Raw genomic sequence first — 17,124 nt, 5'->3', positions numbered from 1 at the left:
AGTTGTCATGTTGTGGAAGCTGTCGTTATCGAGTATGCGCAAGATGATGAAGGACTACCTGGTGCTCCTGGTCGGACTCGTCATCTCCATTTCGATTTTTTACATGTTCCAGACGTTAGGCATGAATAGCGAGTACGTGAAAGCGAACTCGATGATCCGCTCGATCGGGATCGTTTTCAATGTAGGGGCCTTTCTGCTGGCGTTCATTACGATCTTCTACATCTTTTACGCGAACTCGTTTTTGCTCTCGCTAAGACGCAAAGAGCTGGGGATGTACATGGTGCTCGGGGCGAAGAAAGCCAGGATCAGCCAGATGTTGTTCGGGGAAACTTTGCTGATGGGAGTTGTCTCCCTTGTGATCGGCAGCCTTGTCGGAATCGTGTTGTCCAGCGGAATCGGGCAATTGCTGATGAGCTTGCTGGACATTTCCACTGAAGGGTACCATCCGTTTTACTTGCCGTCTTTGCTGATGACGTGGGGCTTTTTCCTCGTGCTGTTCCTGATTACGTCGACGATCAACGCCATTCGGCTGGCGCGGGCGACAGAGCTGGATCTTATACGCGCCGAGCAGCAAAATGACAAAGTCAAGGCAAAAGGCGTCGGCACGATTGTCGTGGCTATCCTTGGGATATCGCTGGTAGCTTTTGGCTACTACTTGTTGACTCACCTTAGAGAATACGTCGCACTTGGCTTCATCGTCGGGGCTGTCGTGACGACGATTGGGACCTATCTGATCTTTATCTCGCTCTTGCCTGTATTCGTCCAGATGTTGAAGAACAACAAAAAGCTGAACGACCGTCAATTGAATGCCTTCACCTTTGCCCAGCTTCGTTTTCGGGTCAACAACCTGACGAAAATATTGGGAACCGTCGCGATGCTGATCGCCTTGGGCGTCGGCGCGATGGCGGGCGGGCTGGCTTTCCAGCAAAACGTAGAGCTGGTGGCGAGCATCGGGCGCATCTACGACATCACCTTGCACGATCCGGTCGAGGAAGATTATCAGGCACTTGCCAACATGCAAGTGCTGGAGCAAAATACGTATCGCTACAAAAAGGACGAGAAAGCCTACTACTTTACCAAAGAAGACTTGCTGGCGCATCCTCCGCTCATCTCGACCAATACGATGGAGCAGTATTCGCCGGATAACGAGCCAAAGCGGGTGACGCAGCCGCTGCCGGAAAAGGCGTACATCATGTATAACGATCCGGCCGAAGATCCGCAGCTTGCCGCGGTGCCGGATGAGTGGAGCCAAGCGATTTCCCGCGAGTTCATCAGCAGTTACGAGATGCTCTCGGACCATGCCGTGCAAATCGTCGACCAGGAGACGTATGCGGCAATCAAGGGCAGCGAGCACAAAGTTCTCGTGGCGCAAGTGGATGACTACCTCAAGTACAAAGCCGACTTGAAAGCGATGGACGAGCGCCAAATGAAGCTGCTCAAGCCTGAGCATGTTGACGAGGACCATGAAGTCTCCATCAACTCCAAATACAGCACGTACCAGCAAGTGTACGCTTTTACCAGCGGCACGATGTTTATGGGCTTTTTCCTCGGGATTGCGTTCCTGGCGATGATGGCAAGTTGCCTGATGTTCAAAATTTTGTCCGGGGCCACCCGCGACAAAGACCGCTACAGCATGTTGCGAAAAATCGGCGTGCGCAAGGAGCTGCTGGTCGGCTCGATCTACAAGGAGCTGTTTGTCGTGTTCGTCTTCCCGGCTTTGCTGGGCCTGCTGCACGTGCTCGTTGGGATGGAAATGTTTTCGATCATCCTGCTGGACCCATATGTAAACATCTGGATTCCAACGGTCATTTTCGTAGCCGTGTACGCGATCTACTACCTCGTCACAGTTCAGCTCTACCGGGGAATTGTGTTGCCGAAAGAAGTGTAGTAGAAGGAAGTAAAAAGGAAAAATCCTCCTCGCATGAGGGGGATTTTTGGTTGTGGGGCGAGCGCTTATCGTTAGCCAAAGACAGTGGAGTCTATTGAGAGGTGGAATCTGAGGAAGCCCAGGGCTAATGCTTGACCCAATGTACACAACTCAGTTTGAGACGAGGGCAAGTCGATTAGAACTGTCAAACCAGAAAATGTTAGGTATAATAAAAGCACTCTCCAATGATTTACATTTAAGTATTATAAATGGTGTTTTTTATGCAAAAAAGGAGTTGAGTTTGATGAAGGGGAGAAAAATACTAAAAATTTCGACGTGTATTGTTCTACTCATGACAGTGGTTGCGGGGAACTTTGGTGTTGAAGCTCAAGAAGTAGAGATTACTACCTCAAAAATAAAACAAGGCCCTTTTAAAATTGGCGTAATTGGCTATGAGCAAAATAGCGCTGTCGGTAAAACAATTGAAGAAGCTACCCGTGAACAGAGAAGTCTTGGTAAAGTAGAGGAATCCATCCAAATATTAGAAGAGGATATTCAAGAAATTCCAGATGAGATCGATGCGCTTTGGATCGCTGAATCGAATCTAAAGGACACGAAGGTGAAAAAATAGTATAAACAAGCTAAAAAAGAACACAAGCCTTTTTATATTTTCGGCGAAAAACTTGATGCGGAAAATATCATAAACACTTTTGAACCGGATTTGGGTTTGTCCCCTGAGTATCCGAAAGATTCAACATACTCGCTTGATCTGTTTGGTTACAAATTTGAAAATAACCAGGTGAAATTGCCATCTGTTATCTCGATTAATCGAGAAAATCAAGGCTATAATCTGGAAGATCTCGAGAATATCACAAAGAGATACAATATTAAAATAAATAAGATCGCTAACCCTCGAAAATCCCAAAATAGCTTTCTAAGTCCAAATAAAGCCAAAGCAGCGGGAATAGACGTGAACCTTCCAGATTCATTTTCAAATATATACACTTGGGAAACGGAAATGAATAACTTTATTGATATTAATTCTACCCAACAGAGACTAGCAAAATCATACCATGTCTGGGAAGTTTATAAAGATGACACTCCCTCTAACCCTGATACAAAAAGCTATGTCTATTTCCGTGCAGACCAGCCGCTTAGTGAGATTGAAGTTTTTGAATCGAGAGAATTTGTGGACAGACTTGATGCGGATAAAACAAGTAATATCATTACAAAGGGGTGGCTTCCTGATGATTCCAGTTTTTCTGGTAGTGTAGATTTTGATCTTACATGGCCTCCCGGCGCGAGAGTATCTTGGGATACATCTGGAGACATAGAGATTTTTGATTCAAATGGAAGTCTTTCCGGCGATTGGCATGAATTTAAGGTAGAGGACAATGAGTATTTTGATGATGTTCTAAGGGAATCTGATGTTTGGGTATCTTCACAGTCGTACACGATTAGTCAGAATGCAAAGGGACATAAAATAGGTCATGACTTCGAGGCAACAATCGATGGCCATTCAGGCCGAGCAGAGCCAGCAGAGGTTGATAACGGGGATACTTCCGGTAACTTGTACTTCTGTTGGGTTGTAAGAAGGTAAACCCTTTTTAAATCTTATTCCTATTTTCTAGGCACTCGGAATGAACGGAGTGTCTTTTTTTATGCCAAAAAGACCGTCAAAACCCTCGCAAAATCCGGGACAAAACGGTACTTGGGGCGAATGACTACTTCATTTCGCCTCGATCAGCAAGGCACGAAAATCGAACATATCTGCATATTCTAATATTGACAAAGAAAATGATAATCATTATCATTGCATAGTGGAAGACATGACCATCGCCAGTAATCATCCTTAGAATGCTTGCAACGTAAAAAAGGGGGAGTCATCGCATGCGTATCACGAAGTTACCAATCCTGCTCGTCTTTTTGTCTGCCATGCTTCTGTTGGCAGCGTGCGGGAACGGAGGGACTGCTACTCAAAACGCCCAATCCGGTTCCGGGCAGGCACAGCCGGCAGCATCTGCGCAGCCAGAGGCAGACAAGGCGGCGGAAGAACAAGTGCGCACTGTCAAGCACTTGATGGGAGAAACGACAATCAAAGGCGTTCCTAAGCGCGTTGTTGCTCTGGAATGGAGCAGCGCTGAGCATGTTCTGGCTCTCGGCATGCAGCCTGTAGGAATTGCCGATATTCCAAATATGAAAAAGTGGGTCAAGCTCCCTGTGGAAATTGCCCCGGATGTAGTGGACGTGGGAAGCCGCGTCGCGCCAAACTTGGAATCTATCATGCTCCTCAAGCCTGACCTCATTATCGGCATGAAGCGCAACGTGGAAGCGAACTACGACGAGTTGAGCAAAATTGCGCCAACCATCGCGTTTGAATCCAACCCGGCAGAAGGCCAGGGCGATCAATATACCCAAATGATTGCCACTTTTAAGGAAATTGCCGATATTTTGGGCAAAAATGCGGAAGCAGAAAATGTGCTGAAAGAGCTCGACAAAACTTATGCAGAGGCAAAAGAGCGAATTGTCAAAGCTGGCATGGACAAAACGCCAATCGTACTCGCCATGGGTTACAGCAACCAGAACGCAGTAGAATTCCGTCTGTCCACGGACAACTCTACCGCGATCCAAATTCTGAACCGCGTCGGACTGACCAACGCATACAAACCTAAGAAATTTGAGATGAACGGAATGACGACGACAGACGTGGAAGCACTTCCTGCGCTCCAGGATGCCAACTTCCTGCACATCATTCAGGACGATGACAACGTCATCGAGAACCAGTTGAAAAACAACCCGGTTTGGAACGGCCTCAAATTTGTCAAAGAAAATCGCATTTACGCATTGGGCGGCGACATGTGGCCATACGGCGGTCCATTGTCCGCACAAATCATGGCGAAAAAAGCTGCTGATCTGCTGGCGAAATGAGTCTGGCCAAGCGTGAAAGCGATGCCCCAAGCGGCATCCATCAAGCCCCTTCTTCTTCAAGAGAAGGCTTGAGGCCGTTATGGATGCTGCTTGGCGGCCTCGTGCTTCTGGTGTTGCTCACATTTGTCAGCCTGACACAAGGACTGGCTGACATCTCGGTACGTACCGTGATCGAAGCGATCCTCTCCCCACAAGATATTGCCGACCATCAGATGATTCACGGCGTCCGTCTGCCGAGAACGGTGATGGGGCTCTTATCCGGCGCGGCTTTGGCGGTTGCGGGAGCGATGATGCAGACCGTGACGCGAAATCCGCTTGCTTCGGAAACGACGCTGGGCGTAAATGCCGGAGCCTATTTGTTTGTCGTTTTCGGAATGGTTTTTTGGCCGGCGATCCTGCACCAGTACCCGCTGCCATTTGCCATGGCGGGAGGGATACTGGCTGCTGCTGCCGTTTACTACATGGCGGGTGGGCGAAAAGGAACGCCCGTGCGCGTAGCTTTGTCCGGGATGATCGTTACCCTGGTGTTTTCTTCGCTGACCAGTGCCATTATTTTGTTTAATGAAGAAACGACACAGGGCATCTTCATCTGGGGTTCAGGCTCCTTGAAGCAAAACGACTGGACAGGGGTGCAGTTCAGTTGGCCGCTGATATTGCTCGGGGTGGCAGCGAGCTGCCTGATGGCCAGACAGCTTGACGTGCTCAGCTTTAACGAAGAAACAGCGCAGTCGCTTGGGCAAAAGGTCGGCAAAACGCGCCTGATCGCCATGCTCATCGCGATTTTGATTACGTGTGTCAGCGTCAGCGTAGTCGGGCCGATCGGCTTTATCGGGCTGGTGGCACCGCATCTGGTGCGGCTCAGCGGGCTGACAAGACACATCTGGCTTTTGCCGATCAGTGCGATCTGGGGGGCGGCGCTGCTCGTTGTCTCTGACACGATCTCACGCACGTTTATCAATGCGTACGGCGAGCTGCCTGCAGGTGCGATTACGGCGGCGATTGGCGGGCCGTGGCTGATCTGGCTGGCGATGCGGGTATCCCGCAAGCTGAGCGGAGGCACAGGCTCCGGGGCGCAGACCTCGATGAGCGTAGGCGGCTGGCAGCGCAAAGTTCCGTATCCGATCGTCGTCGTCATCTTGTGCGTGCTGCTCGTCCTCGTCTGGATGTCCGGCCTGGCAATCGGGAATCTGTATTTGCCTTGGGCGGAAATCATCGCCGTTTTCATGGGACAAGGAAACGAGATGTACAGCCAGCTTCTGTTCGAGCTGCGGATGCCGCGGCTTTTGACCGCGATGCTGGCGGGAGTGGCCTTGGCGATCAGCGGCAGCCTCATGCAAAGCGCCGTGCGCAACCCGCTCGCTGATCCGCAAATCGTCGGGGTGACCAGCGGTGCGGGCGTGGGAGCCATCCTGCTGCTGCTCGTGTTCCCGCAGTTTTCCGCGTGGATGCCGCTGGGAGCCATGCTCGGAGGGATTGTCTCTGCCACGATTGTGTACGCCGTTTCGTGGCGGAGGGGCTTGAACCCGATCATTCTCACTCTGGTCGGGATCGCGGTTGCCGCAGCAGGCGCCGCTTTTATCAATATTTTGATCGTAAAAGCACAGCTTTTGGCTGCACCGGCGCTCGCCTGGATGGCAGGCAGCACATACGGACGCGGCTGGACGGAAATAAGCCGACTGCTGCCCGCGATCCTCGTGCTGACTCCGCTCGCCTGGTGGCTGGGACGCCGCGTGGACCTGCTCGCCTTTAACGATGAAAGCTCGATTGGCTTGGGCTTGCAGGTACGCCGGACGCGACTCGCTGTAGCGGTCATTGCGGTGCTGCTCGCTTCGGCGGCTGTTGCCAGCGTCGGGGCTGTAGGGTTTATCGGCTTGCTCGCGCCGCATGCGGCACGCTTGCTGGTCGGGGCTCACCACCGCAGGGCAGTCGTCGTCTCCGCGCTGTTGGGCGCGGTCTTGCTGGCCGCCTCCGACTTGCTCGGGAGAGTCGTGATGATTCCAAAAGACATCCCGTCAGGCATCGTGGTTGCGCTGTTGGGTGCGCCGTATTTGTTCTTGCTGATGTTCCGTGCGGCAAAAGTACGACAATCGTAGACAGAGATGCGATCCAGCATGATCGAACAAAAAAGGAGTAGTACAGGCGGCTGCACCGACGCTTGGCTACTTTTTTCTTGTACAGATAATGACGAAAGCAAGGATGTGAGTCTGATGAGGAACAGCCGGGGTTGTCATGCTTATGTATGGACTGCTTTTCGCAAGCAGCGGTTGAAAAGAGGCTTTCGTCTGCGGCAACTGCGACTGGAAGAATACGTCCTCTGCTATGTGGCAGAAGGCAGCGGAGAGATTACCGTCAATGGCAAAAAGCATGGAATCGAGGCGGGCACGCTCATCATGCTGACTCCTGCGATGCGCATTGACGAGCTGTCCGTTCCCTCGGGACCGCTGCAGATGTATCGGCTGCACTATACGCGGATCGACGCGGCATCGCCAGCAGGCGGCAAGCAAGCGGCAGCACCCGGCGCACAGAAGCGGCTGGCGGGGGAAGCGGCGGGAGCAGAAGTGTTTCCTGTCGCGTCCGCATCCGCTTTTGTGACGAAGCTGGAGGAGTTGTACCGCTTGGGGCAAGAAGCGGACGAATGCCTGCATCTGCGCGCCCAGTCGTTGTTTTACGACTTGCTCGCCACGGCTTGCGAGGAGCGAAGCGCTCGGGCAAAAGGCGGGGACAGCTCCGTTGCCGCGACGATTGACTACATGAAAAAGCATTTTCGCGAGGCATTGGACCTCGGGGCCTTGCCCAAGCTGGCCGGGTTGACGCCAAGCTCCTACTGCCGGGCGTTCAAGCGGGCAGTCGGGATGACGCCGGGGGAGTATTTGACGCAGCTTAGGATGGAGGAGGCGAAGGCGATGCTGTCCTCGTCTTCTTCCGCCAATCGCGTCAAAGACGTGGCCCGCAGTGTCGGCTTTTCGGATGAGCTTTATTTCAGCCGTCTGTTCAAAAAGCGGGAAGGCTTGTCGCCGCAAATTTACATGAAGCAGGCGGGCCAGCGCGTGGCGATCGCGAGCAAGCTGTTTTTGCAAGATCACTTCCTCGCGATCGGGATTCAGCCGATTGCCGCCCCGTCGTTTCCCAACTATTTCCCGACGCGAACCGGGTTTCCGGTTTATTTGCAGCAGCGCCTGCGCGGGACGAAGGCGTTGAATGCGGAGCGCAGCATCACGCCGCAGGAGGTTTTGCCTTTGTCGCCTGACGTGATTGTGCAGATCGACACGGGACAGGAGCAGGGGCAGGGAGAGTGGAAAAAGCTCGGGGAGACGTTCATGTTCAACGGCTACTTGAGTTGGCACGAGTATCAACGGCAGATCGGCACGGTTTTCAATAAGGAGAACCAGGCCCAGCGGATTATCGACCACGTGCAAAAAGTGGAGAAAGCGGCAAGAGAGGCGCTTCTCCCCGTCACGCGCCAAGGCGAATGGACGATCGTCCGGGTGCTGGAGAATGAGGTGCGGCTGTACGGGACGGAAGGGCACGCCTTGACCGACCTGTTTTATGACAAGCTCGGCTTCCAGCCCGATCCGCATGTGACACACGCCTCCTACAAGCCTGACGCGTTGATGGAGCTGGTCAGGATCGACCCTGAGCGCATCATCCTGTTCTGGAGCGAAAAAGAGGACGTGGAGCGCCTGTGGCCGAACCCGCTGTGGCAAAGCTTGCGGGCTGTTCGGGAAAACAAGGTGTACTATCCGGAGAGCAAAAATTGGGACCCGTGGGGGCCGCTGGGCAGGGAGTACATGATCGAGCAGTGCACGGCGTACTTTTTGCGGGCAATCCCGTCCATATAAAACAGGCAATGGCGTGCATGGAAAAGCGGGAGCAGTCTCTATATACTATCAATTGATAATGGTTATCAATCAAGCGACTGATAGAAGTGGGGGCATATCTCGATATGAAAAGAAAGACCAGCGCACGAACCATGCGCCACATCATGACCAGCTTTTTCTCTCTTTGCATGCTGTTTGTTCTGGCAGGCTGCGGAGGAGGTGCCAATCAGGCACAGCAGACACAGCAGCCAGCCCAGCAACAAGCGACGACGGAGCAAAGCACAACGGCCGCCCAGCCAGCTCCAGCGGAAGCAGGCGAAGTGCGCGAGATCAAGCACGCCATGGGTACGACCCAGATCAAAGGAACGCCGCAACGCGTCATCATCCTGACCAACGAAGGAACGGAAGCGCTGCTCGCTCTCGGCGTGAAGCCAATCGCTGCCGTGCAATCGTGGGAAGGCGAACCTTGGTACGACCATATCAAGGACGAGATGGCAGGGGTAGAGTCTCTCGGCTTTGAAACCGAGCCGAACCTCGAAAAGATTGTATCGCTTTCCCCAGACCTGATTATCGGAAACAAAGTCCGTCATGAAAAAGTGTACGACCAACTGTCCAAGGTCGCGCCAACCGTGTTCGCGGAAGAGCTGTCGGGCAGATGGAAAACCAACTTCGCTCTCTATGCCGAAGCGGTGAACAAAAAAGCGGAAGGCGAGAAGGTGCTCAAGGAGTTTGACGAGCGCGTAGCCGCAGCCAAAGAAAAGCTTGGCTCGAAGACGGCTACCAAAGTATCCGTAGCGAAATTCTCGAAAAAAGGCGTGCAGATTTACCAAAAGGATACCTTCAGCGGTGTCTTGCTCGAACAACTGGGCATCGCGCGTCCAGCTTCGCAAGACGTGAACAACTTCGCGGAGTTCGTGTCCGAAGAAGGCATGTCCGTCATGGATGGAGACGTCCTGTTCTACTGGGTATCGGAAGAAAAAGGCGCCACCGATATTACCAACATGGCGAAAAAGTGGATGGACAGCCCAGTTTTCAAATCGTTGAACGTATCGAAAAACAACAAAGTATTCCAGGTTAGCGAGACGATCTGGAACACAGCAGGCGGCATCAAAGCGGCCAACCTGCTGCTTGACGACATCATGAAGCGCCTTGATGTCCAGTAAATAGCGAGCCAATCCAATAAACAACGCAACGCACAAGACCTCATCCGGGCAAGGGATGAGGTCTTTTTTTGTTTGCAGCCGTGCAAGTGCAACCAAGGCAAAGGCTCCTCTTCCGCCAATGGCAAGGTGCAGCCGCGTTTTCTACTGGGGAGAGACAGCCGTTGCTGTGCGCTCGTATTTTCGCAAATCTTTGTTCCATTCGTAGACGGTGCTCGTCAGCCGCTTCGCGGAGCCTTCCCCGCTAAATTTTTTTATCATCCAGCAGGAAAATATTTCTCGTAAGCCCTGGAAAGGGAACAGAACGGGAGGGCGACCACTGTGAAATTTGGAAAAAGTGTCTTTTAGGCTATAGCCTCGATGCGATTATGCGCTAAAATATGGAAGGAAAAATATACCTGTGTAGGATGCTCGGCATGGACAAGGAAGGGGAATCCTTTGTGGATAAAAAAGCCAGGCAAATTTTAATGAAAACATTTTGGAGCAGCCAAGGCTGGAAAAGTCGCCCCTACGACTATTCGGGTGAAGATTTTGCCTATGCGAAAAGCAAAAGGCTGATGTTCGATCCGCTAACGATTCATCATGACGAGTGTGTGCGCCAGGTCGTGGAATGGCATGAAAAGGTGCCGAAGGAAAAGGTAGCGGCCGCCTTTTTGCACAGCTTGTCCACCCGCAAGCTGCACTTGCGCAGCGCGCTCTCCAGTTGGGGTTGACGCGGCCGTTTACGCTGCATCCGTTTGCAAGCAACGCAGGCAGATATACCGCAGCGGAAAACGGCGTCGCCTACGCGATGCACGGGGATTGCTACGTGTGCGACAGCTTCCATATCGCCTCCCGGGAATCGTATGTGGAAGAGGATTTGAATGTGCTGAATTTCGAGCGATACAAGTGGGGCGGCGAGGACGGCTATTCCAGGCAGGCGGTACAAAACTTTTTCGGTCCGTGGCTGTAGAGATAGAGGAGGAGAGAAACATGGCGAAAAAATGGCACGAAAACGGAGTAATCCTGTATCCGAAGGCAAGCGATGTTTTTACAGACGAGAGGCTCGCTTGCTACTTCAGGCCGCTGCTCAGCTTTGCCTGTAGGCAGGACGGCAGGGAGTACACGTTTCATTTGCTCGGCACGGATGGCCTTTACTGTGAGAGAGAGTACCGCAATGCGGAAAACAATTTTTTCGGCTTTCGCTACGTAGCAGGCAAGTACGAGTTTCTCGGCGACCTGGCGGTGTTTGGCGAAGGCAACGTGGAGGAAGTCTACGCCTTGCTGCAGGCCGATTTTGCGCAAAACAAGGAAACGTACTGGAAGGAAAAAGTAACGGTTGCGGCGTACAAGGAGCGGATGATCGACGAATTGGCCGAAGTGGCCGATTTTGACGTGGACTACTATGCCGAGGCGTTTTACAGTTACGAATTTACGAAATATCATTACGAGCGGACTGGCGAATTTCGCCATATTACCGAGCTGACGGAAGGCTGGGGCCATGACGATTCGCCAGTGCTGATCGCTCGGGAGACGGCGCAGGAGATGAGCGAAGAGTTTTTCATGAACCTGCAATGGAACGTCAAATTCGATTACGGAATCGACAAGAGCATGGTTTGCGCAGCGACGGAGCGCTTCCGCTTCATGTCCGCGATCGGCGGCGGGACGGTGTTTGCTCTGTGGAAGCCGCAGGAGCAGACGGTTTATTTGTTGGAGTATTTTTCGTGATCATTCACACACCCTAAATTTTCCAGTTCTTTTTTCAACCATGACATTTGTCATACCCTCGACTTGACGTTTATGACTACAGGGGCCAGCGCGTATTTCTTACAATATAGATAGAAAAATGCGTCTGATGCAACCTGAGTCATCCGCGCAGTTCAATCGAGGAGGTACCAATTGATGCATCAATCGAACATCGCCCAGCTCAAAAAGAATGTGGCCCCCTTTGAAAAAACAGACACCAAGTCGAGCATTCGCCAGATGGTCAACACGATTCTTCCCCTGCTTTTGCTCTGGTATGGCGCCTATCTCAGCCTGTCCGTATCGTACTGGTTGACGTTGCCGCTGGCGATTTTGACAGCCGGCTTTGTCATCCGCACGTTCATCATTTTTCACGACTGCTGCCATCAGTCTTTTTTCAAAAGCCGTCGGGCCAATGACATTCTCGGCACGATCACGGGCGTGCTGACATGCGTCCCGTACGAACAGTGGAAGCAAAGCCACTCCATTCACCACGCGACGAGCAGCAACCTCGACAAGCGCGGTGTCGGCGACATCTGGATTTTGACGGTGGAGGAATATCTCGCCGCTCCGCTTTGGCGTAAAATCGCCTATCGCATCTACCGCAATCCATTTGTCATGTTCGGGATCGGTCCGATTTTTGTATTTGCGCTGCAATACCGCTTCAATCGCAAAGGAGCCCGCCGCAAAGAGCGATTGAACACGTATTTGACCAATGTGTTGCTGGTTGGCCTGTATGCGCTTCTGATCTGGGCGATCGGTTGGCAAGCATTTTTGCTCGTGCAGCTTCCCGTCTTTTTTGTCTCCGGGTTGCTCGGGATTTGGCTGTTTTACGTGCAGCATCAGTTCGAGGATTCGTATTTTGAAAACGAGGAAGAGTGGAGCTACGTGAAGGCCGCAGTAGAGGGCAGCTCCTACTACAAGCTCCCGAAAGTGTTGCAGTGGATCACGGGAAATATCGGCTTCCACCACGTGCATCATCTGAGCCCGAAGGTGCCAAACTACAATTTGGAAAAAGCGCACAACGAGACGCCGCCGCTGCAAATGGCGACGACGATTACGCTGTCTACAAGCGTGAAATCGTTGCGCTTCCGCCTGTGGGATGAAGAGAGCAAGCGTTTTGTGAGCTTCAAGGAAATCAAGGAACGCAAACAGCAGCAAGTCAAGCTAATGTCGGCATCGGCTGAGGCGATTATCGACGCGCTGCACAGCAAAAAAGCCAGTTTGGAAAGAAAATAAGCCTGCCCGAATCCCCTGCATTCCGATACACTGATAAGTAGTGGCGAAGAAAAAAAGGTGGGCATCCATGCAAAAGTGGTATCACATTCTCCATAAAAACACGGGCCTTAGTCCTTATGTGTGGGTTGTTTTCTACATCCTGCCGTTCTACTTCATCTTTCGCTCGTCGTCCACGTACGAGGTCGTGAGCGGAATCGCGATGATTATCCTGTTTTTCGTCTGCTACGTCCTGGCGTTTCTCTCCAAGGGCTGGCTGATTTACTTCTGGACCAGCTTGCAGATCGTGATTTCGATTGCGATGACCGTCATGTTCGGCTATGTGTACTTCTCGCTGTTTCTGGCGTTTTTCATCGGCAATATCCAGAACAAGATCGGCTTTATCACGCTGTACACGATTCATTTGATTAGCACCGTCGTGACGATCAACATGGGCTTTCTCTCGAAAAACGCGCAGCTTTTCAACCAGTTGCCGTTTGTGCTCGTCAGCCTGATCGCCGTCATTCTGCTGCCGGTGACGACGTACAACTGGAACAAGCGGGAAAAGCTGCAGGGAGAGCTGAACCACGCGAACAAGCGGATATCCGAGCTGGTCAAACTGGAGGAGCGGCAGCGCATCGCCCGCGACCTGCACGATACGCTGGGGCAAAAGCTGTCCTTGATCGGCCTGAAAAGCGACCTGGCGAGCAAGTTGATCTATAAAAACCCTGTGCGCGCGCAAACGGAGCTGGAGGAAATCAGGCAGACGGCGCGAATTGCGTTGAAGGAAGTGCGGGAAATGGTCACGCAGATGCGGGGGACGCGGCTTGCGGAGGAAATGTTCCGCATCAAGCAAATTTTCAAGGCGGCGGAAATCGAGTTATCCGTGGAAGGCGATCCGGATTTGAAGCACACCTCCCTGATGGCGGAAAACGTGCTCAGCATGTGCCTCAAGGAAGCCGTCACAAACGTCGTCAAGCACAGCAACGCCACGGCATGCTCCATCGTCATCGAGCCAGCCCGGACGGATCTGATCGTGCGCGTCATCGACAACGGCAGCGGGATGGCAGAGGAATCTGTTTGCCGGGGGAACGGGCTGCGCGGGATGCGGGAGCGGCTGGAATTTGTCAACGGCAGCATGGACATTCAGTCGTCGGAGTCTGGCACCCAGGTCGTCTTTCGGGTGCCAAACGCCTTCCAACAACCGGAAAAGGAGGCGGGATCATGATTCGCATCGTCATTGCAGAGGATCAGCGCATGCTGCTTGGCGCCCTGGCTTCGCTGCTCGATCTGGAAGAAGATATGCAGGTCGTCGGGAGAGCGAGCAATGGCGAGGATGCCGTCAAGCTGGTGCATTTGCACAAGCCTGACATCTGTATCATGGATATCGAGATGCCTGTAAAAAGCGGTCTGGATGCCGCAGAGGAGCTGAAAGGCAGCGGCTGCAAGGTGATGATCCTGACGACCTTTGCCCGTCCCGGCTACTTCGAGCGCGCGCTGAAGGCCGGGGCCAACGGCTATCTGCTCAAGGACAGCCCGAGCGAGGAGCTGGCCAGCTCGATTCGCAGCATCATGGCGGGCAAGCGGATTTACGCCCCGGAGCTGGTGGATGAGGCGTACGGACAGGAGAATCCGTTGACCGAGCGGGAAAAGGAAGTGCTGCTGCTGATCGCGGACGGCAAAAACACGAAGGAGATCGCCAGCCAGCTTTTCATTACGACGGGGACCGTGCGCAACTACATTTCCGTCATTCTCGACAAGCTCGGCGTGAGCAACCGGATCGAGGCGATCATGCATTTCAAGGAAAAAGGCTGGTTCAAGTAGCCAAGTAGTCAAGTAGCGAAAACGGGAGCATAGCAGGAGAGGCCCTTTCTGTAGCAGGCAGGAAGGGTTTTTTCGTGCAACTAAGGCTGGGCAAATGGCTTGGCGCAGCCAAGTTTTCTAATGCGGCATGTTGGTGGAGTGGCCTGTTGACGTAGCGGGATGCGTGCGGGGGCCGGGCTTTTCTTTTTTAGTCAGAAAAGTACGAATGCTTTATTTTCTTTCCGACCTGTGCTAAAACTAAAGCTAAGCAACTTTGTAAAGCCATTGGAGAAAATAATGTAAGCGGTAGCAATCATTTTGCAGGAATCAGAGCAACGGAAGGAGTGGACGCACATGGCACGGGACGAGTATGCGATTGGATTGGACTTGGGTGGGACGAAAATATTGGCAGGACTGGTGCACAGCAGTGGAAAAATGCTCGGACAGACGCTGCTGCCTACGGCTTCGCAGGAAGGAGCGGAGGCGGTGATCGACAGAGTGTTGGCGGCGATCGAAGGCGTTTTGGCTACGGCGCAGGTGGAGCGGCGAAGCGTGCGCGGAGTCGGCATCGCCTCGGCCGGAGTCATCGGCAGCGCGGCTGCCGAAGTGATTTTTGCGGGCAATCTCGGCTGGCGGAATGTTCCGATTGGCAGGCTGATTGCAGACAGGTTCGGGCTGCCTGTCCGGCTGATGAATGACGCGAATGCCGCTGCGGTGGCGGAGTGGATGTGGGGCGCGGGCAAGGGGACGCAGAACATGATCTACGTGACGGTCAGCACGGGAGTCGGGGCGGGGATCATCAGCGGCGGCCAACTGGTGCAGGGGGCGGAAGGCGGGGCTGGCGAGTTCGGCCACATTTCCATCGACTGGAACGGCCCGTTGTGCGGCTGCGGCAACCGTGGCTGCCTGGAGCTGTACGCTTCCGGGACGGCGATTGAAAAGCTGGCGCGCAAGCAGGTCGAGGCGGGCGAGCTTGTTTTGGCAGGTGCAGGCGGTGCCTTGACGACGGGCGAGGCGTTGACGGCAAAAGCGATCGGAGAAGCGGCGCTTGCCGGAGATCGCGCCTGCATCGAGATCGTAGAGCGGGCGGGCTTTTATTTGGGCGTGGGCACGACCAGCCTGATTCATCTGTTCAACCCGGAAGTAATCGTCTTCGGCGGAGGCGTCATGAACGCTTCGTCCATCCTGCTTGCGGAAGCAGAAAAAAGCGTCAGGGAACGGTGCATCCCGTCCATGGCGAACCAGGTGAAATTCGCGCTGCAACAGGTCGGCGTAGAGGCGGGCGCGGTCGGGGCGGCAGGGTCGTTTTTTTCGTGGGACGGGCAGGAAGCAAATCTTCCCATTTTCAAGCGGAAACTATATTGCAAAGATTAAGATTATTTTGTATCATTCAATTAATAACTCCACTGAAAAAATAAATTAACCAGTTAAACGACACAGGGGGGGGAACATCCGCATGGAAAAGGTAAAGGTTGCGGTGATCGGGGCAGGCTCGATTTCGGACATGCACCTGCAATCGTATCAGCAAAATGACCGCGCACAGTTGCAGGCCGTCGTCGACTTCAACGAAGCACGGGCGAAGGAAAAAGCAGAAAAGTACGAGGCGGCGGCGCACTACAGCAATCTGGAGGAAGCGTTGGCTGACCCGCAGATTGACGCGGTGAGCATCTGCACATGGAACAACACGCACGCCGACATTGCCGTATCCGCTCTGCGCGCAGGCAAGCACGTGCTGCTGGAAAAGCCGCTCAGCACCTCGGTAGAGAGCGCCCTGCTGATTGAGGAAGCGGTAAAGCAGAGCGGCAAGCGGCTCCAGGTCGGCTTCGTCAGAAGGTACGACACCAATGCGCAGTTGCTCAAGCAGTTTATCGACGCGGGCGAGCTGGGAGAGATTTATTACGCCAAAGCATCCTGCCTGCGCCGGTTGGGCAATCCGGGCGGCTGGTTTGCGGACAAGGAGCGCTCCGGCGGCGGGCCGCTGATCGACCTCGGCGTACATGTGATCGACCTGTGCTGGTATTTGATGGGCTGCCCGAAGGTTGCGACCGTAAGCGGCAATACATACAACAAGCTCGGCAACCGCGCCCACGTCAAAAACTTGTCTTTTTACAAAGCGGCTGACTACGATCCGAGCAAAAATACGGTCGAGGATATGGCAAACGCGCTGATCCGCTTCGAAAACGGCGCTTCCCTGTTCGTGGATGTCAGCTACACGCTGCACGCCAAAAAAGAGGAGCTGGCCGTGAAGCTGTACGGGGACAAAGGCGGCGCAGAGGTGGAGCCGGAGCTTTCCATCATCACGGAAAAGCACGACACGATCCTCAACGTCACGCCGCAGATCGACAAGCTGTCGTTTGACTTCAAGCAAGGCTTTCAAAATGAAATCGACCACTTCATCTCATACATTTTGGGCGAAAAAGAGACACTCAGCCCAGTGGAACACGGCGTAGAGATGATGAAAATTCTCTGCGGCATTTACGAATCGGCGCAGACCGGACGCGAGGTCGTCTTCTCTTCCTGAGAAAAATGGCGGCCGTGCCCAGCAGCGGACATCCAGATTGCATCCATAAACAAGATTGCATCCATAAACAGAACCTTGTAAGGGGGAAAA

Annotated in this window: 13 protein-coding genes and 1 pseudogene; all 14 read left to right on the top strand. The window is 53.3% G+C overall.

The features are described from left to right. The first annotated feature begins 7 nt into the window (after positions 1–7). The 14 genes and pseudogenes from AC3WQH_RS14545 (at position 8) to AC3WQH_RS14480 (ending at position 17,034) form a co-directional block, all read left to right on the top strand. A complete protein-coding gene (locus AC3WQH_RS14545; protein WP_005830848.1) occupies positions 8–1,888 on the top strand; it encodes an ABC transporter permease in 1,881 nt (626 codons plus the stop codon). Between the two features lie 127 nt (positions 1,889–2,015). Then, positions 2,016–2,498 (top strand): hypothetical protein, encoded by a 483-nt coding sequence (locus tag AC3WQH_RS14540; protein ID WP_005830845.1) that lies wholly within the window; start codon positions 2,016–2,018, stop codon positions 2,496–2,498. Positions 2,499–2,594: 96 nt separating this feature from the next. After that, positions 2,595–3,467: a hypothetical protein gene (locus AC3WQH_RS14535; RefSeq protein ID WP_492332112.1), complete on the top strand. Its 873-nt coding sequence runs from the start codon at positions 2,595–2,597 to the stop codon at positions 3,465–3,467. A 290-nt stretch (positions 3,468–3,757) separates the two neighbouring features. Next, positions 3,758–4,795 carry an ABC transporter substrate-binding protein gene (locus AC3WQH_RS14530; protein ID WP_005830841.1) on the top strand — a complete coding sequence of 346 codons (1,038 nt, stop codon included), beginning with the start codon at positions 3,758–3,760 and terminating at the stop codon, positions 4,793–4,795. Further along, positions 4,792–6,888 (top strand): Fe(3+)-hydroxamate ABC transporter permease FhuB, encoded by a 2,097-nt coding sequence (gene fhuB, locus AC3WQH_RS14525; RefSeq protein ID WP_081774615.1) that lies wholly within the window; start codon positions 4,792–4,794, stop codon positions 6,886–6,888. The genes AC3WQH_RS14530 and fhuB overlap by 4 nt, the downstream gene beginning before the upstream one ends. A 114-nt stretch (positions 6,889–7,002) precedes the next feature. Then, complete coding sequence (locus tag AC3WQH_RS14520) at positions 7,003–8,634, top strand: helix-turn-helix domain-containing protein (RefSeq protein WP_005830837.1); 1,632 nt, start codon at positions 7,003–7,005, stop codon at positions 8,632–8,634. A 104-nt stretch (positions 8,635–8,738) separates the two neighbouring features. Next, positions 8,739–9,776, top strand: coding sequence for an ABC transporter substrate-binding protein (locus AC3WQH_RS14515; RefSeq protein WP_026558201.1), 1,038 nt, complete (start codon positions 8,739–8,741; stop codon positions 9,774–9,776). 437 nt (positions 9,777–10,213) lie between these two features. Next, positions 10,214–10,671, top strand: a pseudogene (locus AC3WQH_RS14510) (hypothetical protein); the annotation flags it as partial. Between the two features lie 74 nt (positions 10,672–10,745). After that, a complete protein-coding gene (locus AC3WQH_RS14505; RefSeq protein WP_005830830.1) occupies positions 10,746–11,480 on the top strand; it encodes a hypothetical protein in 735 nt (244 codons plus the stop codon). Positions 11,481–11,654: 174 nt separating this feature from the next. Then, a complete protein-coding gene (gene desA, locus AC3WQH_RS14500; RefSeq protein WP_005830828.1) occupies positions 11,655–12,734 on the top strand; it encodes a Delta(5) desaturase DesA in 1,080 nt (359 codons plus the stop codon). A gap of 67 nt (positions 12,735–12,801) precedes the next feature. Next, the gene (locus AC3WQH_RS14495) at positions 12,802–13,938 is read left to right on the top strand and encodes a sensor histidine kinase (protein ID WP_005830826.1); all 1,137 of its coding nucleotides are present in this window, start codon (positions 12,802–12,804) and stop codon (positions 13,936–13,938) included. After that, positions 13,935–14,534, top strand: coding sequence for a response regulator transcription factor (locus AC3WQH_RS14490; RefSeq protein WP_005830825.1), 600 nt, complete (start codon positions 13,935–13,937; stop codon positions 14,532–14,534). The genes AC3WQH_RS14495 and AC3WQH_RS14490 overlap by 4 nt, the downstream gene beginning before the upstream one ends. A gap of 333 nt (positions 14,535–14,867) precedes the next feature. After that, positions 14,868–15,887 (top strand): ROK family protein, encoded by a 1,020-nt coding sequence (locus tag AC3WQH_RS14485; protein ID WP_492332111.1) that lies wholly within the window; start codon positions 14,868–14,870, stop codon positions 15,885–15,887. A gap of 82 nt (positions 15,888–15,969) precedes the next feature. Then, on the top strand, positions 15,970–17,034 hold the full coding sequence (locus AC3WQH_RS14480; RefSeq protein WP_005830821.1) for a Gfo/Idh/MocA family protein: 1,065 nt from the start codon (positions 15,970–15,972) through the stop codon (positions 17,032–17,034). Positions 17,035–17,124 lie beyond the last annotated feature (90 nt).

Source organism: Brevibacillus sp. FW301-21C12A, from assembly GCF_058788915.1.
Note: the sequence above shows the minus strand (reverse complement) of the source record. Positions and strands in the feature narration are given on the sequence as shown.